At 39.8% G+C, this 21645-nt stretch carries 21 protein-coding genes; 20 read left to right on the top strand and 1 reads right to left on the bottom strand.

Going from position 1 to position 21645, the window contains the following annotated elements:
- Positions 1-18: 18 nt before the first annotated feature.
- Positions 19-243 (bottom strand): DUF1128 family protein, encoded by a 225-nt coding sequence (locus tag GN217_RS04585; protein ID WP_156855484.1) that lies wholly within the window; start codon positions 241-243, stop codon positions 19-21.
- A 224-nt stretch (positions 244-467) separates the two neighbouring features.
- Between GN217_RS04585 and smc the strand changes: the two genes are divergently transcribed.
- The 20 genes from smc (at position 468) to xerC (ending at position 21644) form a co-directional block, all read left to right on the top strand.
- Positions 468-4034, top strand: a complete 3567-nt coding sequence (gene smc / locus GN217_RS04580; RefSeq protein WP_156855483.1) for a chromosome segregation protein SMC — start codon at positions 468-470, stop codon at positions 4032-4034.
- Between the two features lie 15 nt (positions 4035-4049).
- Positions 4050-5051 carry a signal recognition particle-docking protein FtsY gene (ftsY, locus tag GN217_RS04575; protein WP_156855482.1) on the top strand — a complete coding sequence of 334 codons (1002 nt, stop codon included), beginning with the start codon at positions 4050-4052 and terminating at the stop codon, positions 5049-5051.
- Positions 5052-5128: 77 nt separating this feature from the next.
- Complete coding sequence (locus tag GN217_RS04570) at positions 5129-5446, top strand: putative DNA-binding protein (RefSeq protein ID WP_156855481.1); 318 nt, start codon at positions 5129-5131, stop codon at positions 5444-5446.
- A gap of 13 nt (positions 5447-5459) precedes the next feature.
- Positions 5460-6809, top strand: a complete 1350-nt coding sequence (gene ffh, locus GN217_RS04565) for a signal recognition particle protein (protein WP_156855480.1) — start codon at positions 5460-5462, stop codon at positions 6807-6809.
- A gap of 103 nt (positions 6810-6912) precedes the next feature.
- On the top strand, positions 6913-7188 hold the full coding sequence (gene rpsP, locus GN217_RS04560; protein ID WP_156855479.1) for a 30S ribosomal protein S16: 276 nt from the start codon (positions 6913-6915) through the stop codon (positions 7186-7188).
- A 9-nt stretch (positions 7189-7197) separates the two neighbouring features.
- Positions 7198-7425 carry a KH domain-containing protein gene (locus GN217_RS04555; RefSeq protein ID WP_156855478.1) on the top strand — a complete coding sequence of 76 codons (228 nt, stop codon included), beginning with the start codon at positions 7198-7200 and terminating at the stop codon, positions 7423-7425.
- A 287-nt stretch (positions 7426-7712) separates the two neighbouring features.
- Positions 7713-8102, top strand: a complete 390-nt coding sequence (locus GN217_RS04550; protein ID WP_156855477.1) for a YlqD family protein — start codon at positions 7713-7715, stop codon at positions 8100-8102.
- A 12-nt stretch (positions 8103-8114) separates the two neighbouring features.
- Positions 8115-8627 carry a ribosome maturation factor RimM gene (gene rimM / locus GN217_RS04545; protein ID WP_156855476.1) on the top strand — a complete coding sequence of 171 codons (513 nt, stop codon included), beginning with the start codon at positions 8115-8117 and terminating at the stop codon, positions 8625-8627.
- Positions 8627-9370 (top strand): tRNA (guanosine(37)-N1)-methyltransferase TrmD, encoded by a 744-nt coding sequence (gene trmD / locus GN217_RS04540; protein WP_156855475.1) that lies wholly within the window; start codon positions 8627-8629, stop codon positions 9368-9370. The genes rimM and trmD overlap by 1 nt, the downstream gene beginning before the upstream one ends.
- Before the next feature lie 175 nt (positions 9371-9545).
- Entirely contained in the window at positions 9546-9890 is a 345-nt protein-coding gene (rplS, locus tag GN217_RS04535) for a 50S ribosomal protein L19 (protein WP_156855474.1), read from the top strand.
- A gap of 147 nt (positions 9891-10037) precedes the next feature.
- On the top strand, positions 10038-10601 hold the full coding sequence (gene lepB, locus GN217_RS04530) for a signal peptidase I (RefSeq protein WP_156855473.1): 564 nt from the start codon (positions 10038-10040) through the stop codon (positions 10599-10601).
- A gap of 9 nt (positions 10602-10610) precedes the next feature.
- Positions 10611-11474, top strand: coding sequence for a ribosome biogenesis GTPase YlqF (gene ylqF / locus GN217_RS04525; RefSeq protein WP_156855472.1), 864 nt, complete (start codon positions 10611-10613; stop codon positions 11472-11474).
- A gap of 25 nt (positions 11475-11499) precedes the next feature.
- Positions 11500-12273, top strand: a complete 774-nt coding sequence (locus GN217_RS04520; protein ID WP_156855471.1) for a ribonuclease HII — start codon at positions 11500-11502, stop codon at positions 12271-12273.
- Between the two features lie 212 nt (positions 12274-12485).
- Positions 12486-14273, top strand: a complete 1788-nt coding sequence (locus tag GN217_RS04515; RefSeq protein ID WP_156855470.1) for a hypothetical protein — start codon at positions 12486-12488, stop codon at positions 14271-14273.
- A complete protein-coding gene (locus tag GN217_RS04510) occupies positions 14270-14545 on the top strand; it encodes an EscU/YscU/HrcU family type III secretion system export apparatus switch protein (RefSeq protein ID WP_156855469.1) in 276 nt (91 codons plus the stop codon). The genes GN217_RS04515 and GN217_RS04510 overlap by 4 nt, the downstream gene beginning before the upstream one ends.
- Before the next feature lie 404 nt (positions 14546-14949).
- Positions 14950-16110 carry an ADP-forming succinate--CoA ligase subunit beta gene (gene sucC / locus GN217_RS04505; protein WP_156855468.1) on the top strand — a complete coding sequence of 387 codons (1161 nt, stop codon included), beginning with the start codon at positions 14950-14952 and terminating at the stop codon, positions 16108-16110.
- A 52-nt stretch (positions 16111-16162) separates the two neighbouring features.
- Positions 16163-17065, top strand: coding sequence for a succinate--CoA ligase subunit alpha (gene sucD / locus GN217_RS04500; protein ID WP_156855467.1), 903 nt, complete (start codon positions 16163-16165; stop codon positions 17063-17065).
- A 65-nt stretch (positions 17066-17130) separates the two neighbouring features.
- Positions 17131-18036 (top strand): DNA-processing protein DprA, encoded by a 906-nt coding sequence (dprA, locus tag GN217_RS04495; protein WP_198042594.1) that lies wholly within the window; start codon positions 17131-17133, stop codon positions 18034-18036.
- Between the two features lie 195 nt (positions 18037-18231).
- Positions 18232-20310 (top strand): type I DNA topoisomerase, encoded by a 2079-nt coding sequence (gene topA / locus GN217_RS04490; RefSeq protein ID WP_156855466.1) that lies wholly within the window; start codon positions 18232-18234, stop codon positions 20308-20310.
- A gap of 422 nt (positions 20311-20732) precedes the next feature.
- Positions 20733-21644: a tyrosine recombinase XerC gene (gene xerC / locus GN217_RS04485; RefSeq protein WP_156855465.1), complete on the top strand. Its 912-nt coding sequence runs from the start codon at positions 20733-20735 to the stop codon at positions 21642-21644.
- Position 21645 lies beyond the last annotated feature (1 nt).

Raw genomic sequence — 21645 nt, 5'->3', positions numbered from 1 at the left:
GTGGGAAAATCCACTGATTTATTTTTTACGAATGGCAGCTAATTCATCGACAAATGCCTGTGATTCTAGAGCGCTTAATTTGCCTTTGTTGATAATGACCTGGTGTAATAATTTCAAATCATCGTATTTGTCCAAATCATAGTCTTCCGCATCAAATAGACCACGATTAGCAACATTTAAATGATCTGCAAGCTCATGAAGCATTATCGCTAAGTTTTCTTGACTAACCTCGTCAAAAGACATGAAACCCCTCCCGAAATAATAGCCTGAAGCTGTATGATAGATAAAAATATCCATTTAAATATACCAATTCCATCTCAATGTTGCAAATTACGAATCGTATCCGCTGGAAAATGTATGCCAGACTTCTTTTGGCAAGTAGATTATGATAAAATGAATAAGTTGAAAAACCTTATATATACAAGCGATTTCCCAAAAGTTGTTTGTTATATAATAGGAGAATGAATATGTATTTAAAAAAATTGGAAAGTCTCGGCTTTAAGTCGTTTGCGGAACGAATTTCGATTGAATTTGTTCCAGGTGTAACCGCGGTAGTCGGACCAAATGGTAGTGGAAAAAGTAATATAACCGACGCGATACGTTGGGTGTTGGGCGAGCAATCTGCGAAATCTTTACGCGGTTCCAAAATGGAAGATATCATATTCCAAGGAAGTGACACCCGTAAAGCATTAAATGTTGCCGAAGTGACCCTCGTATTGGATAACAAAGATAAAGCTTTGCCCCTTGAATATGAAGAAGTCAGTGTAACAAGAAGGGTTTATCGTTCTGGGGAAAGTGAATTCTATATTAATAAACAATCCTGCCGATTAAAAGATATTATCGATCTATTTATGGATTCCGGATTAGGAAGAGAAGCTTTCTCCATTATCAGTCAAGGGAAAGTAGAAGAAATCCTTAGTTCGAAAGCGGAAGAAAGAAGAACGATTTTTGAAGAAGCTGCAGGTGTTTTAAAATATAAACAACGGAAGAAGAAATCAGAATATAAGCTTGCAGAAACACAAGAGAACTTGAACAGAGTGGAAGACATACTTCATGAAATCGAATCACAACTCGGACCACTCGAGGAACAAAAGAATACCGCAAATCAGTACTTAACTTTAAAGGACCAGTTGAAAGAGAAGGAAATCTCCTTACTAATCGCAGAAATAGAAACGCTCCATGAACAATGGAAGACGATCAAACAACAGCTTGGAACAGAAAATGAGAAGCATATCGCATTAAAAGCGGAGATTCAACAAAAAGAAGTATGGATTGAAGAACAGAAAGAACAGAACTTGCAGTTGGATGAAAGAATTGAGGAACTGCAAGGGAAACTACTCCAATCGACAGAACAACTGGAGAAATTGGAAGGGAAAAAGCAACTCCTCTCCGAACGCAGTAAGCATCACGGAGAAAATAAACAAAAACTGTTGGACGACCAGAAATATACAGAGTCTCAGCTGAGAAATACAGAAGAGCAGTTAAAAGAAGAAGAAGAAAAACGAAAAACGTTCTTAGCCGAAAAGGAAAAAATAAGAGAATCAATTAAAGATCTTGAAACGAAATTGAGTCGAACAGAAGAAACAATAGCAGAACAAATTGAAGAATTAAAATCTGACTATATCGAGCTTTTGAATGAACAGGCTGCTAGTCGCAATGAATTGCAGTCGATTGATAGACAATCGGAACAATATAATAATAAAAATCAAAGACAAGCTGAAAGGTTCAAAGCATCCCTCGAAGAAAGAAAGAAGCTTGAACAAGTAAGAGAGGAAGCAGAAAAAGAGCGGCAGCGGCAGCAGGAAATTTGTGAGACAAGTGAGCAGAAGATCAAACAGCTTAGGATTGATGTAGAAGCGAATCGCAGACAATTCCAAGATATGCAGAAGAAGCTGTATCAAGGTTATCAATATATCGAAAAGTTAAAATCCAAAAAAGAAATGCTTGAGGAAATGAAGGAAGATTTTCAAGGCTTCTTTCACGGTGTAAAGGCAATTCTGAAGGCAAGGGAAAAGGGAGAATTACAGCAGATTGAAGGAGCAGTTATTGAGCTTATTGAAGTCCCTAAAGCTTATATCCTTGCAATTGAAACAGTTCTTGGAGGCCAGGCACAACATATTGTCGTTCCAGATGAACGAATTGCCCGTACAGCAATTACTTGGTTGAAGAAGACAAATAACGGTAGAGCAACGTTTCTACCACTTACAACTATTCAAGAAAGGTATGTTCCAAGGCAGCTAGTTGAGCGAATAAAAGAACATCACGGATTCGTTGGTATTGCAGCTGAATTAGTAGAGACAACGCCAAATTATCAGCGTGCCGTTAATCACTTGATGGGGCATGTCATCATTACCGAGACACTGAAAGATGCAAATGAAATTGCTGGACTAACAGGCAGAAAATATCGGATTGTAACGCTCGAAGGTGACGTTGTCGCTCCAGGTGGGGCAATGACAGGTGGAGCCACCAGACAAAAGAACCAGTCCTTATTTACAAGAGAGAAGGAACTGGAAGAGTTACGAGATAAATTAACGAGCTACGAACCCCGAACTGCAACTTTTGCCAAACGAGTGGAAGAACAAAAAAGAATCACGGAAGAAAAAGAACGGGAATTGCGGTCTGAGGAACAAACATTGACGACCGAACAACAGCAATTACAAGCCTTGCAATCTTCTTTTCATGAAGTTGAATTGCAATTGAAATCATTAAATGACAGTCTCTCCCTTTATGATCAGGAAGAGAAACAATACCTAGAAGACACGGAGTATCTGAAACAACGGAAAACGGAACTTGAGGAACGGTTGGCAGAATTGAAAATGAAACTAAAAGAGGCAGAAGCACAAATTGAACAGCTAACCAAAGAAGAATCTGCTGTTAAAGAAAACAGGGAGCTACTGCAGAATCAATATCATGAACAAAAATTATTGCTTGCAAAACAGGAAGAGCGTTACCGTAACCAATCAGATAAAGTGAAAAGCTTGAAAGAACAAGTCCAAACGACTTCAGCTATGTTGAAAGAGAATATTGAAAAATTAACAGAGCTTGATTCGATTCTTGAGAATGAAGAAACGGAAGAAACGATTGATGCAGCCATATCAGAAGAGAAGATAACAAAGGATGCGTTAACAACATCCATTCAAGAACTGCGCAATGATCGGGCAAATCGGACACAAACGATTAGTGACGAAGAGAAAGAACTGCGGGAAGAAAATAAACGTAGTCAGGCAATGCTTGCAACTATTCAACAACATGAAGTGAAGATGAACCGTCTTGATGTCGAGCTTGAGAACCGATTAACGCATTTGCAGACGGAATATACGATAACATTTGAGAAGGCCAAGCAAACTTTTGAGAAATCAACAGATATCCATCAATCGAAACAGGAAGTAGAGCAATTAAAACAACGGATTGCTAATTTAGGTACGGTTAATCTCGGGTCGATCGATGAATATGAGCGAATCCATGAAAGATACACCTTCTTGACCGAGCAACAGACTGATCTCATAGATGCGAAAACTACGCTATACAAAGTCATTGCAGAACTTGATGTAGAAATGATTGAACGATTTGAAACTACTTTTCAGGCGATAAAAGAAGAGTTCGAGACGGTGTTTAAAGAGCTGTTCGGTGGTGGAAAAGCAGAATTGAAGCTTACCGATCCGAATAAGATGTTGGAAACCGGTGTGGAAATTATTGCTCAACCTCCTGGAAAGAAACTTCAGCAACTAGGACTTCTTTCAGGTGGAGAACGGGCACTGACAGCAATTGCGTTATTATTTGCCATTTTAAGAGTCCGTCCTGTCCCTTTCTGTATTCTCGATGAGGTGGAAGCCGCGCTGGATGAAGCGAATGTAACCCGTTTTGCAAAATATGTAAAACTTTACAGTGAACAGACACAATTTATTGTAATTACCCACCGGAAAGGCACAATGGAAGAAGCAGATGTGCTATATGGTGTAACAATGCAAGAATCTGGAGTATCCCGTCTCGTTTCCGTAAAACTGGAAGAGACCGCTGATCTAGTCGAATCATAAGGAGGAAAAAGGGACATGAGTTTTTTTGATAAATTTAAAAAACGTTTTAAACAAGATGAGGAAGCTAACCAAGTTCAAGAGAAGTATAAAGAAGGCATGAAGAAGACCCGGGGAGTTTTCTCTGGCAGAATTAATGATTTACTAGCACGTTACCGTAAAGTTGATGAAGACTTTTTCGAGGAATTGGAGGAAGTTCTCATAGCTGCAGACGTAGGTGTCACGACAGTGATGGATTTAGTTGATGAACTGAAGATGGAAGTGAAACGTCAAAATATTAAAGATACAAAAGAGATCAAAGATGTTATTTCGGAAAAATTGGTAGAAATCTATTACGGGGAAGATGACGAGGATATTGAGCGCCTGAATATCCAGGAAAATGAAATGACCGTTATTTTAGTCGTTGGAGTAAACGGTGTTGGGAAAACGACCTCCATCGGTAAGCTTGCCCATCAGTTGAAGCAAGAAGGGAAAAAAGTAATGATGGCAGCAGGCGATACATTCCGTGCTGGGGCTATTGAACAACTTGAAGAGTGGGGGAAGCGCGCTGATGTTGAAGTGATTAAGCAAAGTGCCGGTAGTGATCCAGCAGCTGTGATCTATGACGGTATCCGTGCTGCCAAATCGCGTAACGCGGATGTGCTTCTATGTGATACCGCAGGCAGACTGCAAAATAAAGTTAATTTAATGAATGAACTAGAGAAAATCAAGCGTGTTATTGAAAGGGAGGTTCCTGGAGCACCGCATGAAGTATTACTAGTTCTTGACGCAACAACAGGACAGAACGCCTTAAACCAGGCGAAGACTTTCTCAGGTGCGACAGATGTATCTGGCATCGTTTTGACGAAGTTGGATGGTACAGCAAAAGGTGGTATCGTACTTGCTATCCGAAATGAATTGAAGATCCCGGTCAAATATATCGGCCTAGGAGAACAAATAGGTGATTTACAAGAGTTTGATGCTTCCTTATTTGTTTATGGTTTATTTGCTGATATGTTAGAAGAAAGTGCGGAAGAATAGGACGTTTCTTGACAGTTAAGCAATCTATTCGTTATGATTACTTGTAAAGAGATTTCACTTAACAAGGGGCGTTGCCATTGCTGGAAAAAACAATGCGCATTAATTTTTTGTTTGATTTTTATCAAGATCTTTTAACGTCAAAACAAAAAAAGTATATGAAATTATATTATTTGGAAGACCTTTCACTAAGTGAGATTTCGGAAGTGTTTTCCGTATCACGTCAAGCAGTTTATGACAATATTAAACGAACGGAAGCAATGCTCGAATCCTATGAAGAAAAGCTGAATTTATATGAAAAGTTCTGCAAGCGGACGAAGATTATGAACGAGCTGGAACAAATTGCATCCGATGAAGAAATAAAACAGTTAGTCAACAAACTAAAAGAATTGGATTAGGAGGATACCTTCTATGGCATTTGAAGGCTTAGCCGAACGCCTGCAAAGTACGATCAAGAAGATAACGGGAAAGGGTAAGGTTTCTGAACAGGATATTAAAGAAATGTCCCGCGAAATCCGGCTCGCCCTTCTTGAAGCTGATGTAAACTTTAAGGTTGTTAAAGATTTAATCAATCGTATCAAGGAACGGGCAGTTGGCCAGGAAGTAATGGAAAGTCTTACACCGGGACAGCAAGTTATTAAAATTGTCCGTGATGAATTAACTGAATTAATGGGTGGAGAAAACAGTAAAATTGCTGTAGCTGACCGTCCGCCAACTATTATTATGATGGTTGGTTTACAAGGTGCAGGTAAAACAACAACGACAGGAAAGCTTGCCAACCTCTTACGGAAAAATTATAATCGTAAGCCGATGCTTGTAGCGTGTGACGTCTATCGACCGGCTGCGATCAAGCAACTGGAAACCCTTGGTAGTCAATTGGATATGCCTGTTTTCTCTCTAGGAACAGAGGCAAATCCGGTAGATATCGCCAAGCAGGCAATTGAAAAAGCGAAAGAAGACCATCATGACTATGTCATTATTGACACGGCTGGTCGTTTACACGTGGACACGGAATTAATGACAGAACTTGAGGAAATTAAGAAAATCGCAAACCCGGATGAGATATTCCTTGTTGTTGACGCCATGACTGGTCAAGATGCAGTTAATGTTGCAGAAAGCTTTAATGATCAGCTGGATATTAGCGGAGTTGTATTAACGAAACTCGACGGGGATACCCGAGGCGGTGCTGCATTATCCATTAAAGCGGTCACCGATAAGCCGATTAAATTTGCTGGTATGGGGGAGAAACTTGATCAGCTTGAACCTTTCCATCCTGAACGAATGGCTTCCAGAATTCTTGGAATGGGTGACGTCTTATCATTAATCGAGAAAGCCCAGACGAATGTTGATGAGAAACAGGCGAAAGCGTTAGAGGAGAAAATGCGTTCCATGTCTTTCACCTTTGACGATTTCCTGGAACAAATGGATCAAGTAAAACAAATGGGACCACTTGACGAACTACTAGGCATGCTGCCGGGTGCTGGTAAGATGAAAGGGTTGAAAAACGCCCAAATTGATGAAAAACAGCTCGCGCAGGTTGAAGCAATCGCTAAATCCATGACGAAAAAAGAGCGCCAGGAACCGGGTATTATTAACGCCAGCAGGAAGAAGCGAATTGCAAAAGGTTCTGGTACAACCGTTTCCCAGGTGAACCGGTTGCTCAAGCAATTTGATGAAATGAAGAAAATGATGAAGCAAATGACTAATATGCAAAAAGGGAAAAAGGGTAAAGGTGGCGGCTTCAAACTGCCATTTATGTAAAACAACGAAATTATTTTTGCATGTCATGTAAAAACCCTTTACAGACTATATATTTTCTGTTAGAATTTAAAATTGTGATTAACTATTATTGGAGGTGCAATCAATGGCTGTTAAAATTCGTTTAAAACGTATGGGTTCTAAAAGAAATCCATTTTACCGTATTGTTGTAGCAGATTCCCGCTCACCACGTGATGGACGTCAAATCGAACAAATCGGAACATATAACCCGGTAGTTAGCCCGGTTGAAGTTAAAATCGATGAAGAAAAAGCACTTAAATGGTTAGGTAATGGTGCTAAACCAAGTGATACAGTCCGCAATCTGTTTTCAACAGAAGGCATCATGCAAAAATTCCACGAGCAAAAAAATCAAGCAAAGTAGTGTGATACCATGAAAGCCCTAATCGAAACTATTGTCACTTCCCTCGTTGATTATCCAGAGGATATCAGCGTTACAGAAAGGGAAGAGGAAACGAAGATCGTTTATCATCTCAAAGTACATGAAGATGATGTTGGCAAAGTGATTGGCAAGAATGGACGTATTGCAAAAGCGATTCGAACCGTTGTTTATGCAGCAAAAACGGAAGAGAATAAGCGGATTTATTTGGATATCATGTAAAAAAGGGAAAGGGACCAGTGGTTCTTCTTTCCCTTTTGCACATTCTAACTGAATCATTTATCACGAATTAACAGTTTGTAATACCCCTATCTCTAAACAGGATTGAAGCCTAAGATGTGAAGGTGAGAGATATACAGTCCGTAAATCCCTGATTCTGTTCAACTAACATTCAGTGGGAGAGGTGAGGAAACCCCTACTGAATGAAGGTTCACTTTATCAGGATTAACCCTCTTTTTAAATAATATCCATAATTGATTTGGTAAAACGCCTGGAAGTGAGGGAAAACAGTGAAAATTATTAAAAGAGTTGAAGTGAGACAAATTATTACGGAAAAGAGCAAAGAGAAATTAAAGGCTCATTTATTTGATCAGAAAATGCGACTTGAACAAGAGTGTCAACAGTTACTTTTTGAGAAAAGAAAAATGCTTAATAAAAAAGGCGCTCATAAGCAAGAAGTTGAGCGGAAATTCCATCAAGAAGTTCAAAAACGGAAAGAGAAAATCGAACTAATTGAATTTAAGGAAGAGCAGCTCGAAGTCTTAGATTTAGGAAGTGAGATTGTCGAAGGGGAAGTTGAATCTCTTGTTGAAGTAGGTATTGGGACAAATTGGGAAGAGTTAATGAAGCAGCAGGCAATTGTTATAAAAGATAATATTGTTGTACGAATAGAAGAGTAGGTAGGTGCAGATATGGCTGACAAAATGTTTAATATTGGAAAAATCATCAACACACACGGTGTTCGAGGAGAAGTGAAAATAAAGCGGATTACTGATTTTGAAGAGCGGTTTAGAATTGGAGAAACCGTTTATATAAAGGACAAAGAAACGACGCTTCCACTCATTATTGCCAGTCATCGGATACATAAAGGATTCGATCTGATTACTTTCGAAGGTATGGATAACATCAATGATGTGGAAAAATATAAAGGACATTATTTACAGATCCATGAAGATCAGCAGACAGAGCTTGAGGAAAATGAATATTATTATCATGAAATTATCGGATGTACTGTATATACGACTGCTGACGAAAAGCTCGGTACAATTAAAGAAATACTTGCACCAGGCGCAAACGATGTCTGGGTTTTACAGCGCCCTGGTAAGAAAGATGCCTACATCCCTTATATTGAGTCTGTTGTGAAACGAATAGATGTTCAAGAAAAAAGCATTTTTATTGAACCGATGGAAGGACTGCTTGATTAATGCATATCGATATTTTGACATTATTCCCTGAAATGATGGAGGGGGTTTTCCAATCATCCATCTTGAAGAAAGCCCAGGAAAAAAATAAATTTTCGTATAATCTTGTTAACTTTCGAGATTACACGACGAATAAACATCGTAAAGTAGATGATTATCCTTATGGCGGAGGTGCTGGCATGGTACTTACGCCGCAGCCGGTATTTGATGCAGTAGATGCATGTCTGGAAGACAAAGCTACAAAGCCTCGAATTGTGCTCCTCTGTCCCCAAGGTGAACGTTATACGCAACAGAAAGCAGAAGAACTGGCGAAGGAAGAACATCTTATTTTTATTTGTGGACATTATGAAGGCTATGATGAAAGAATTCGTACAGGGCTTGCAACAGATGAAATTTCTATTGGAGATTATGTATTGACTGGTGGCGAGCTTGGGGCGATGGTTATTGTTGACAGTGTCGTTCGTCTTTTGCCTGATGTGCTTGGAAATGAAATCTCTGCAGTTGAAGATTCATTTTCAACAGGGTTATTAGAACATCCCCATTACACAAGACCTGCGACATTTCGCAACATGTCGGTTCCTGATGTTTTACTTTCTGGAGATCATGCGAAAATTGCAAGATGGCGAAAAACGGAGTCCCTAAACCGCACCCTTGAACGTCGCCCAGACCTCCTAGAAAACTATTTCTTTACAGAAGAAGAAAAGCAGATTCTAGACGAAATCAAACAAAATAAATCAATAGAATAACAAGACTGCGGACCTCCAGTATTACAATTTCACAGGGGAATCCAAATGTTTTTAGAAATGTGTTGAATACTATGCGGATTTATGCTATATTAGTTGTTGTGTTTATGCACGTATAAACGATGTTCCGCTGTTCCTTTAGAGAATGATGAACATTGGTTTGGAAGGAGTGAAGCAAATGCAAGAATTAATTGCAGAAATTACAAAAGATCAGCTTCGTACAGATCGTCCGGAATTCCGCCCGGGAGATACCGTGAAAGTTCACGTTAAAGTTGTTGAAGGTACACGTGAGCGTATCCAGATTTTCGAAGGCGTCGTTATCAAACGTCAAAACGGTGGTATCAGCGAAACATTCACAGTAAGAAAAATCTCTTACGGTGTAGGTGTTGAGCGTACTTTCCCAGTACATTCACCACGCGTTGACAAGATTGAAGTAACTCGTAAAGGTACTGTACGCCGTGCTAAGTTATACTACCTACGTAATCTACGTGGTAAAGCAGCGCGCATTAAAGAACGTCGCTAATTACAGAAATAATAAAAAGAAAGGAGCTTTGAGCACATGTTCAAGCTCCTTTTTTAATGCTCTAGTCGCTTATTCAATGTTATAATGAACATACTTATTGTTCAAACTTAATAAGGATAAGGAAATGTGAGTGTCGGAGGAGAACAGATGGCAAAGAAGAAGAAAAATGAATGGGTAGAATGGACGAAAGCATTATTGGTAGCACTTGGCCTCGCCTTTATTGTGCGGATGTTTTTATTCGCACCAATCATTGTAGATGGTCCATCGATGCTACCAACATTACATGACCGAGATCAGATGATCGTAAACAAATTTAGTTATTATTTTCATGATCCGGAACGATTTGATATCGTCGTATTTCACGCATCCTCACAAAAGGATTTCATTAAAAGAGTCATAGGACTTCCAGGCGAACATGTAGCAGTAATTGATGATGTACTGTATATTGATGGAGACCCTGTGGCGCAGGACTTTTTACGAGAAAACGACAGCGATGCAAACACCTTCGACTCTGTCCGTAATGATTTCTCTTTGGAGGAAATCCCGGGCAATTACGATGTTATACCGGAAGGGCATGTATTGGTGCTTGGAGATAATCGAGGAAATTCCACCGATAGTCGCATGATAGGACTAATTTCAATGGATCAAATTGTAGGAAAAACCAGTTTGATTTACTGGCCATTTGATCGAATTCAATTTGTAGGAGAGTAGGTGATCGCCATGCAAGTACAGTGGTTTCCAGGCCATATGGCAAAGGCAAGACGTGAAGTTGAAGGGAATTTAAGGCTTGTTGACTTCGTTATAGAGTTGCTCGATGCAAGGGCCCCCTTATCATCAGAAAATCCGATGTTGCACCAAATTGTGCAGAATAAGGATAAAATGGTTGTGCTTATGAAGCGAGACCTCGCAGATCCTAACGTTACTGCAGCATGGCTTACTTATTATAAAGAAAGAAACATTCCTGCTGTCGCTGTAGATGCTAGTAATAGAGATGATATGAAACAAGTCGTTCAGCTAGCGAAACAACTTGGAAAAAAGAAAATAGATCAGCTCGTGGCAAAGGGAATGAAAGCCCGACCGCACAGGGCTATGATATTGGGTATCCCAAATGTCGGCAAATCGACATTAATTAACCGCCTGGCGAACAGAAAAGCAGCTAAGACAGGGGACCGGCCCGGCATTACGAAACAACAGCTCTGGATAAAGATTAAGAAGGATTTTGAGTTACTTGATACACCCGGAATATTGTGGCCGAAATTTGAAGATCAAGTTGTCGGCTATCGGCTTGCCTCAATCGGCACAATAAAAGACCAAGTGATTTCCTTACAGGACATCGTCGTCTTTGTTATTAAATTTTTACAACGAAAATACCCTGATTTGTTACTAGAACGTTATGGCGTAGAAGCAGACCTTGATGACATGGTTGAAATATTTGAGCGTATCGGTAAAAAGCGCGGTGCATTGGAAAGCGGGGGCGAAGTTGATTTTGATAAAGTATCGGAATTAGTACTACGTGACCTGCGCAGTGGCAGAATAGGGAGGGTTTCATTGGAAGCACCGGATGACGTAAGTATGGAAGAATAATGATGGACAGAAATAAGGTGTATGTATGAGAGAGAAATCAATAGCTGTTATAAGACAGCTGTTTGAAAATGGGGAAATAACGGAGGAAATAGTCGAACAGTTAAAGCAGGATGATAGGAAAGGAGTCCAAGCACTCGTTCGAAAACATGCAAAATTACAGGAAAAGAAACAACAGCAAATCATTGCCTTCAGAGAAATGTGTTATTTTGAAAATGAGGCAAGAAATAGCGGCCGAAAGCTTGTCGCGGGAGTCGATGAAGCCGGCCGAGGGCCACTTGCTGGTCCAGTCGTTGCGGCATCCGTCATCTTACCACAAGATTTTAAGCTCCTCGGTTTAAATGATTCCAAACAACTGTCGGAAAAAGATCGTGATTACTTTTATGCAATTATTAAAGAACAGGCGATCAGCTATCATATTGCAGTTATCTCCAACGAAACAATCGATCAAATGAACATTTTAGAGGCGACTAAGCTCGCCATGTACGAAGCGGTTCGAGGTTTGGAGAAGCAGCCTAATCATGTATTAATCGATGCTGTCCAATTACCCGAACTCAAGATGTCGAGTGAAGCCATTATCAAAGGGGATGCGAGAAGCGTTTCAATCGCGGCTGCAAGTGTTCTTGCTAAAGTGACACGTGATCGTCTGATGAAAGAAATACATAATGAGTTTCCAATGTATGACTTTAATTCTAATATGGGTTATGGAACGAAAAAACATCTGGAAGGATTACAATCATACGGCATATCTCCCTATCACCGGAAATCCTTTGCCCCAATTCGTGAATTTATCACGTATTAACGGTCTGTAATACCCCCTAATCTAAACATAAGGGAAGCTCAAAATGTCAAGGCGGGGATATACAGTCCGTAAATACCTGATTCTGTTCAACTAACATTCAGTGGGGGAAAGATCCCCCACTGAATGAAGGTTCACTTTATCACGTATTAACGGTCTGTAATACACCCACTGAATGAAGTTTCACTTTATCGGTTAAAAAGGAGGTTTCTCCATTGCAATTGTCGCAAATACTAAATTCAAATACATTAGAGCTTAACCGCACCGAGCGACAATCCCTTCGTCCTGGGCAAATCATCCAAGGTGAAGTATTGAAACTTTATCCTGAAAATAAAGCGGAAATTAGACTTGGTGGAAATCGTTTGATTGCAAGTTTACAAGTTGGTTTAGTGCTTGGTGGAAGCTATCATTTTCAGGTGGCTTCCACCGCTGGCTCGCTCCAGCTGCGTGTACTCGGTGAACAGTTGAAAAGGGATGATAAAGTTGATTTGTCCAAGCTTTTAAGGCAATTGGGAATAAAAACGACTAAGCACAATCTGCAATTATTGCAACTACTTATGCGCTATTCGGTTCCTTTCGATAAAAATGAACTTCAACAAGCAATAGAACTCTTAAAGGGTGAAAAAAATAAAACCCATGCAACAGCTGCATTAGTGGAAATGCTCGCAAATAAATTGCCAATGACTGAAACAATTCTCCAGTCGCTCGTTACAAGTAAAACTGTGACAGTCTCAGAGCAACTGAATGTTGTATTACAACAGGCTAACAATTTGTCATCCACCTTAAGAACTGATATCGCGCGACGTATAGAGGAAAACATTACAAGATTAAATGAGGCTCCACTTCCCTTTAATGAAGCATTAATGAAGGAAATAAACGTTCAGAATTCTGCGGATAACCAAACGTTATTCCGCGCTTTACAAGGGTTAGGCGTAATTTCAGCAAAAGTCGATTTTCCCGGCTGGGTTAAGGAGTGGAATAACTTTTTAGACATGCGGGCTAGTTCGCTAGAAAAAGGGCAAACGAGTCCAAGCCTTCCGTTCCGATTGAGTGAAGAAGAAGTCTTTCAGTTGTTTAACCGTTTGGATAGTGAAAGAAGCCGATTCCATGGTGCAGTACAACAGTTTTTAAATCGCTGGGAACCGCAATTAAAATTATTGCAAGTATCCGGGAATATGATACCGAAAGAATTAATTTTTGAAGTTCAACAAGACATAAATGAGACGTTTTTCCCTTTATTAGACCGGCAACTGGCGGGAGGGACGGAACAGGATGTTCTAGCAGTATTTCGGGGAATTCAGTCGCTCGGAAGCAAAGAAAATTTATCTTTATTAACTTCGCTCAGTAAACAAGCTAAAGATTCTGTGGAATTTCTTAACCTCGCTCCTAAGGAAAGATTTCTTGAACAAGTCCGCCAGTCTATTACCATGCTCGGGTTAAACTATGAGAATCGATTAGTAACGGAAAGAGACCCAGGAAATCTAAACGATACATTAAAAGGGCTGCTTCTCCAGCTTGCGTCAGGTGAAGACAATTCGGGAGCACAGCATCAGACTAAATTACTGCACTTGATTCAAGGCTTGCAATTGCAGAGTGTGAATGAGACACCTACGAATATCCAGGCTATGTTACAAGTACCGGCTGAACGTCTCGGACTTGTTAAAGATTTGATGATTGAACTGGAAGGAAAGAAAAATGATGAAGACAAAATCGATCCTGATTATTGTCGTATCCTCTTTTACTTGGAACTCGGGAATCTTAAAGAAACGGTTATTGATGTAAATATTCAGCAACGGTCGGTTTCATTGACGGTTTTTAATAATACACGAGGCATCCCGGGGGTTGCCAACTTATTTAAAGATATGCTTGGTGAAAATCTAGCAAACTTAAATTACCGTTTGACTTCCATTACTTTTAAAAAGCTGGAAGAAAAAGAGAACCTACCAGCTATTATGGATGAAAAATTGTCAGATAGCAGACAGGGAGTTGATTTTCGCATATGACTGAAAAGCGAAGAAGAGCGGTTTCATTGAGTTATAAACAGGATAAGCATAACGCTCCTATTGTCAGTGCTGCAGGGAAAGGTTATGTAGCCGAAGAAATTATAAAACTTGCAGAAGAGCATAATGTACCGATTGTCGAGGATGAGAGTCTTGTAGAGTTATTAGCTGAATTAAATGTAAATGAAGTGATACCTGAAGAACTTTATCAAGTTGTCGCGGAAGTATTTGCATTTATTTATCAAGCAGATCGCGAATATGCTGATAAATCATAAAGTGAACCTTCATTCAGTGGGGGATCTTACCCTCCCCACTGAATGTTAGTTGAACAGAATCAGGTATTTACGGACTGTATATCCCCGCCTTGACATTTTGAGCTTCCCTTATGTTTAGATGAGGGGATATTACAGACCGTTAATACGTGATAAAGTGAACCTTCATTCAGTGGGGGGATCTTTCCCCCCACTGAATGTTAGTTGAACAGAATCAGGTATTTACGGACTGTATGTCCCCGCCTTGACATTTTGAGCTTCCCTTATGTTTAGATGAGGGGATATTACAGACCGTTAATACGTGATAAAAATATGCAAGATTATTAACCGACTATCGCATATTTCTTGTGAAAACGGTTTTAATTTTATACAATGGAATTGCATTTATTATGTTGGGAGGATGAAAGATGAACATTCATGAGTATCAAGCCAAAGAACTACTACGTGAATTTGGCGTGAAGGTTCCTAGAGGATATGTTGCGTATACTGTTGATGAAGCAGTGGAAGCAGCTGAAAAGCTAGGAACGGACGTTAACGTAGTAAAGGCACAAATCCACGCGGGTGGACGAGGCAAAGCCGGAGGGGTAAAAGTAGCTAAAAATATGGAAGAGGTTCGTACATATGCAGAGGAAATCCTAGGCAAAGTTTTAGTTACACAACAAACTGGACCAGAAGGCAAGGAAGTGAAACGGCTTTTAATTGAAGAAGGTTGCGATATCCAAAAAGAATACTATATTGGTGTCGTCTTAGACCGAGCAACTTCACGTGTTGTCATGATGGGCTCTGAAGAAGGCGGTACGGAAATTGAGGAAGTCGCAGAAGCAACACCGGAAAAAATCTTCTATGAGGTTGTTGATCCGGTAGTAGGACTCATGCCTTATCAAGCCCGCCGTATGGCATTTAATATGAATATTCCTCATGATTTAATAAACAAAGCGGTCGGTTTCATGACTGCATTATATGAAGCTTTTGTAGCAAAAGACTGCTCGATTGCAGAGATTAATCCACTTGTTACAACTGGTGACGGGAATGTTCTTGCACTCGATGCTAAGCTGAATTTTGATGAAAACGCACTTTATCGCCAGCCGGAAGTGCAAGAACTTCGCGACTTGGATGAAGAAGATGAAAAGGAAATCGAAGCAAGCAAACATGACTTGAGCTATGTTTCCCTTGATGGGAATATCGGCTGTATGGTAAATGGTGCAGGGCTTGCGATGTCTACCATGGACATTATCAAATATTATGGCGGCGAACCGGCTAACTTCCTCGATGTTGGTGGTGGTGCAACAGCTGAAAAAGTTACCGAAGCATTTAAAATCATACTTTCTGACGAGAATGTGAAAGGTATTTTTGTCAATATCTTTGGTGGCATTATGAAGTGTGATGTTATCGCTGAAGGGGTTGTGGCTGCTACAAAGGAAGTTGGCTTGCAAATTCCTTTAGTAGTCCGTTTAGAAGGAACAAACGTAGATTTAGGTAAGAAAATTCTAAATGAATCTGGCTTAAATATCACTTCTGCAAGCTCTATGGCGGATGGAGCACAGAAGATTGTTTCTCTAGTAAAATAATTCGAAATCAATCTATGAAAATTGGAAAATAGAGAAAGGGCGGACAAACTAAATGGGTGTATTTGTTAATAAAGATACAAAAGTAATTGTCCAAGGCATTACCGGTGGAACTGCTAGATTCCACACGAAACAAATGCTTGAATACGGGACAAAAATCGTAGGAGGAACTTCACCGAAAAAAGGTGGTTCAGAAGTGGAAGGTGTGCCTGTTTTTAACACCGTTCAGGAAGCGGTTGATGCGACAGGTGCGAATGCGTCTGTAATCTATGTACCAGCACCGTTTGCGGCTGACGCAATCATTGAGGCAACGGATGCTGAACTTGATTTAGTCATCTGTATTACAGAGCATATTCCAGTACTTGATATGGTAAAAGTGAAGCGCTATATGGAAGGGAAGAAAACTCGTTTAATCGGCCCGAACTGTCCGGGTGTTATTACAGCTGACGAGACAAAGATTGGAATTATGCCTGGATATATCCATAAAAAAGGCCATATCGGAGTCGTTTCTCGTTCGGGAACACTTACTTACGAAGCAGTACATCAGCTGACACAGGCTGGTTATGGCCAAACTTCCGCTGTTGGTATTGGCGGGGACCCAGTTAATGGTACTGACTTTATTGATGTCCTTGATGCCTTTAATAAGGATCCGGAAACGGAAGCAGTGATTATGATCGGGGAAATCGGCGGAACTGCTGAAGAAGAAGCGGCAGAATGGATAAAAGATAATATGACGAAACCAGTAGTAGGCTTTATTGGTGGAGCAACTGCACCCCCAGGAAAACGGATGGGACATGCTGGTGCTATCATCTCCGGCGGAAAAGGTACAGCCGAAGAGAAGACCCGCGTCATGAAAGATTGTGGCATTACTGTTGCTGACACACCTGCTGTTATGGGTGAAACGATGATTAAAGTATTGGAAGAAAAGGGCTTAGCTGAAAAGTGTAAAACCCTTTAATAAAATGAAAGAGGGCTGAAAGTACGCTTTTAGCCCTCTTTACTAATAAAAAGGATGTGAGGACAGTGAAGAATATTCGTTATCGATTGATTCATGTCCATCTGACGAATATAGCAAGCAGGAAAATGATTTATCGTTTTATGCTGAAAGATCCAACTCTAGCCTCGCTTTATGAAATGACCCCAACAGAATTAAACCAGCATTTTTCCCTTCGTATCGACACAGCAAATAAGCTCCATGCTCGCCTAAAAGATCCCGAATTAAAAAAACGCTTTATTGATGTGATAAAGCAATATAAGATCATTACAATAGTTGACGAGGCCTATCCATCCATGTTAAGAAAAATAAAAGATGCTCCGCTTGTACTCTATGCTTGTGGGGATATATCTTTATTAAAGCAAAGTAAAATATTAAGTGTCATCGGTTCCCGCAAACCATCTGGTGAGGCAATCCCGAAAATGGAGCATATCCTTCGTCCGTTGGTGCGGGATGAATGGGTAATCGCAAGTGGTATGGCAAAGGGAATAGATGGCTATGCTCATCAACTTACACTCGACCATCACCATAAAACAATTGCTGTTTTGGGTGGTGGCTTTGAATATATTTACCCGAAGGAACATATTACATTATTTAATGAGATAAGGAGAAGCGGCCTTGTTATTAGTGAATATCCTCCTTTTGTGCGACCGGCGAAACATCATTTTCCAGAGAGGAACCGGATTATAAGTGGGATATCCTTTGGCATACTGGTGATTGAAGCGATGGAAAGAAGCGGGACGATGATAACGGTTGAACAGGCGCTTGATCAAGGAAGAGAAGTCTTCGCCGTTCCAGGATCACCCCTCATTCCTCAAACTAAAGGCTGTCACCTCCTTATCCAAGAAGGAGCCAAACTAACGCAACATGCCAGTGACATTCAAGAAGAATGGCTATCACAACAACAATTAGACAACTACAAAGTTGTGCGTTAACTCACAGGAATTCTACTGGGGCCCTCGAAAAGCGAATGTAGTTCCTTCTATTATAATGTCACTTTTTTACCATTAAAACGCTGATTTTTTAAAAGTGTAAATAGTACTTTTAGATAATAAGTTTGACAAAAGCTCTGTAAGTCATTAGTATAAGTGAAGATTTCATTTTTAAACCTCATCTTAGGAGGAAATGTTATGTCAGATTACTTAGTGATTGTTGAGTCGCCAGCAAAGGCGAAGACAATCGAACGATATTTAGGAAAAAAATATACTGTAAAAGCTTCAATGGGACATGTCCGTGATTTGCCAAAAAGCCAAACGGGTGTAGACGTGGAAAATGACTATGCCCCCAAATATATAACAATCCGTGGTAAAGGCGAAGTGTTAAAAGAACTGCGCAAAGCCGCGAAAAAAGCAAAGAAAATATACCTGGCAGCTGACCCGGACAGAGAAGGGGAAGCTATCGCATGGCACCTAGCCCATGCCTTAAAAGTTGATGAAGACTCCGATTGCCGTGTTGTGTTCAATGAAATTACAAAAGACGCAATTAAAGAGTCATTTAAACACCCACGATCAATTGATCATGATTTGGTTGACGCACAACAAGCAAGACGAATACTCGACCGGCTCGTCGGTTACAATATCAGTCCTTTACTTTGGAAGAAAGTGAAAAAAGGATTAAGTGCAGGAAGAGTTCAATCTGTCGCATTGAAAATGATCATTGACCGAGAAAAGGAAATCGTTAACTTTAAACCAGAGGAATATTGGACGATTGAAGCTTTATTTCAAAAAGAAAAAGAAACATTTGAAGGTAATTTCTATGGCGTGGACGGAAAAAAGCAGGAATTAAAGTCTGAAGAAGATGTGCAAAACATCCGGAAAAAACTTACCGAAGATTATTTCCGTGTAGAAAAAGTAAATAAACGGGAACGAAAAAGGAATCCTGCTAAACCGTTTATTACATCATCCCTGCAACAAGAAGCTGCAAGAAAGCTGAACTTTAGAGCAAGAAAGACGATGATGGTTGCCCAGCAGCTTTATGAAGGGATCGATTTAGGAAGGAAGTCTGGCGGGATTACAGGACTCATCACTTATATGCGTACAGATTCCACCAGAATTTCTGAGACAGCGAAAGAAGAAGCGAAAGGCTATATTGAAGAGAAGTATGGAAAAAAATTTATAGGTTCACAAAAGGGTTCAGCAAATAAACCGGGAGCACAAGATGCCCACGAAGCAATTCGCCCGACGTCCGTAATGCGTGATCCCCGCTCATTAAAAGAGGTACTCTCTAATGATCAGTACCGGCTTTACAAACTAATTTGGGAAAGATTTATTGCAAGTCTTATGTCACCTGCCGTAATGGATACTGTGACTGCTCATTTACTAAATAATGACGTTGAATTTAGAGCAACTGGTTCCCAAATAAAGTTCGAGGGCTTTATGAAAGTTTATATCGAAGGTACCGACGATAATAAAAAGGTGGAAAATAAATTACTTCCAGATCTTGAAGAAGGAATGAAGATTGAAGCAAAAGAAATTGATCCGAAGCAACACTTCACACAACCACCGCCGCGATACACAGAGGCACGCCTCGTCCGTGCAATGGAAGAATTAGGGATTGGTAGACCGTCTACCTATGCACCTACCCTTGATACGATTCAGCGAAGAGGCTATGTGTCTATTGATAATAAAAGATTCATTCCAACAGAACTTGGAACAATTGTAAGTGACGCTGTAGAGGAGTATTTCCCAGAAATAATCGATGTAGATTTTACAGCTGATATGGAAAAAGATTTGGATGCAATTGAAGAAGGTAAAACAGGCTGGGTGGAAGTAATTGATAACTTCTACAAAGACTTTGAGAAGCGTCTAGATTTCGCTGAGAAAGAAATGGAAAAAATCGAGATTAAAGACGAACCCGCTGGTATTGAATGTGAGAAATGTGGCCATGAAATGGTCTATAAAATGGGAAGATACGGTACGTTCATCGCGTGTTCGAATTTCCCGGATTGCCGTAATACGAAGCCGATCTTAAAAGAAATCGGTATAGACTGTCCGAAATGTAAAGAAGGAAATATTGTTGAGCGTAAATCGAAAAAACGCCGAGTATTCTATGGCTGTGATCGATTCCCAGAATGTGATTTCGTATCTTGGGACAAACCAATCGCACGTCCTTGTCCGAAGTGTGAATCTTTACTGGTTGAAAAGAAAGTGAAAAAAGCAACTCAAGTACAATGTACAAACTGTGACTATAAAGAAGTCGAACAAAGCTAGCTGTTCATTCCGATGAGCAGCTTTATTTTTTTGCTAAAATTATGAATACATAAGGAATAGAATGGTAATAGTGATAATAACAAAAGAATCTTTATTATTTCATTAGATTAATTTTGTAAAATGTGAGATACTATACAACGGTAAAAATTTAGACTCTTATCTAATCAATCATTCACAAAATGTTCACCAAATTGTATTTTTCAAAATAAATTAAAATACTCTTGATTGACTATATATTATCCTAAGCATATAATTGTTTAGTGGCGGGCATGATTCGGGCTTAGAAGTGCAAAGATAAGTCGAATTATTTTGATATACAGTAATATAGACCGATTCTGAATTTTGTTTTTATTTTGGTAAATTAATTGATTTCAAACATAGGCTATGTTATTATTTATTCAGGAAAATGATGGGGTGAAGAATTGGAGGATTTTGTACAAAAAAGTCAAGGATTTGTAGCATATCTTCAAATAGAAAAAAATGCTTCCCCTTATACAATTGAATATTATCAAGATGATCTGCAATCCTTCTTTCATTTTTTAAAGGGAGAAGGGATAACGAGCCTTAAGGACGTTGATCCACAAGTTGTTCGTGTTTATTTAACCCAATTGTTTAACCAGGCGTTGTCGAGAAAATCCGTATCACGAAAAATATCATCCCTGAGAAGCTTCTATAAATATTTGGAAAGGGAAGATGATACGTATACGAATCCTTTCGTTCATATTCATTTGCCAAAACAAGAACGCGCTGTTCCCGGATTTTTATATATGGAGGAACTGGAGAAACTGTTTGAAGTAAATGATATGGCTGACCCATTAGGTCAACGTGATCAGGCATTACTGGAAATTTTATACGGAACTGGGATACGGGTTAGTGAATGCCAAGGCTTACTGCTTGAGGATATCGATTTTTCTGTAGGGACGATATTAGTAAGAGGTAAGGGGAGAAAGGAAAGGTATGTACCCTTTGGCCGATTTGCAGAGATTGCTCTCGAAACATATTTGACAGAGGGCCGGGTATTATTGTTGGAGAACGCGAAAAGTAATACGGATGCCGTTTTTTTAAATGCCAGGGGCGCGCCCCTTACAACAAGAGGGATTCGTCTCATCTTAGATAAAATGGTGGATAAAGCGGCATTAACAATTAATCTCCATCCACATAAATTACGTCATACATTTGCGACTCATCTATTGAATGAAGGGGCAGATTTGCGTACTGTGCAGGAATTATTAGGTCATGAAAATTTGTCTTCCACCCAAATCTATACGCATGTTACAAAAAGTCATTTGCGCGATATTTACATGAAGACACATCCGCGGGCAAATGATAAATAGT

It is taken from the genome of Oceanobacillus sp. AG, from assembly GCF_009746545.1.
GTDB lineage: Bacteria > Bacillota > Bacilli > Bacillales > Amphibacillaceae > Oceanobacillus > Oceanobacillus indicireducens.
This window is presented reverse-complemented; position numbering and strand designations above follow the sequence as displayed.